Below are 879 nucleotides of genomic sequence, written 5' to 3' on the forward strand. Positions count from 1 at the left end.
AATCACCCCCCCCTTAGCCTAGCCGACATCCAATTTCAACCTGCTGCTTTTGGCCCAATTTCAAGTTGCTGATGACATCGTCACACATAACACGATTTAACGGATATTAACATCGGGATCGAAAAGAGAAAAATCAATCACGAAAATCGGATACCCATAATTAGTTCATGTGGTTGGGCCACTTCCTGGCCGTTGGGAAGACGCGCAGGACTTCCACAGCACCACCGCGCACGCGGTAGGGTAGGAGGTATGGAAAACGTGTCACGATTAGTTCGCGTGTTCCCGCAATCCGACCAGGGCGCCCCATGTTGGGATGATCTGCGAGTATCGCTGCGCTGTCTCGCATGCAAACCACGAACTCTGCCGCTATGCGCGGGTTATCTGTTGCGATATAGGCTGCCTCTTCGTCCAGATTCTCCAGGGCGCGACGCAACCATTTAACCTGCATACTTTTTCACGGTGGCATCGACTTCTTCAATGGTCGCGAAGTCGTTTGCGTCAGCTTCCTTGATGGCCAACTGTATTTCAGCAATCTGCCAAGCCTCGATGTCCAGGTATTGACGAATAGCTTCACCAGCGAGGTAGGATTTGGATCTATGGGTCGCGTCAGCCAGTTTCTCGAGTTGCTCCTTCAACTTTACCGGGACGCGCATGGTCAGGGTCGTGGTTTCCATAATCAGCCTCAAGTGTTACGATGTACACAGTCTAATACTACCATAAACCCAAATTGTTCATTAGAAATTTTCTTCGTCAGTGGAATCGGTGGGTAAATTGTAGTTGGTTTTCAACTTGGATTTCCATCTTTAGGAGTCGTTAAGAAATTACTGTAACAAATAAACAGGGGGTGGTATATTGTCGTCATGGAGATTGAAGACGACG

The 879-nt window shown here is 48.6% G+C and carries 2 protein-coding genes; both read right to left on the reverse strand.

Features of this window, described 5'->3' with window-relative positions:
* Positions 1-160 precede the first annotated feature (160 nt).
* Complete coding sequence (locus tag M6F29_RS12465; protein WP_366526012.1) at positions 161-448, reverse strand: type II toxin-antitoxin system RelE/ParE family toxin; 288 nt, start codon at positions 446-448, stop codon at positions 161-163.
* A complete protein-coding gene (locus M6F29_RS11890) occupies positions 438-674 on the reverse strand; it encodes a CopG family ribbon-helix-helix protein (RefSeq protein WP_298160186.1) in 237 nt (78 codons plus the stop codon). The genes M6F29_RS12465 and M6F29_RS11890 overlap by 11 nt, the downstream gene beginning before the upstream one ends.
* Positions 675-879: the final 205 nt, after the last annotated feature.

It is taken from the genome of Ferrovum sp., from assembly GCF_027317285.1.
GTDB lineage: Bacteria > Pseudomonadota > Gammaproteobacteria > Burkholderiales > Ferrovaceae > Ferrovum.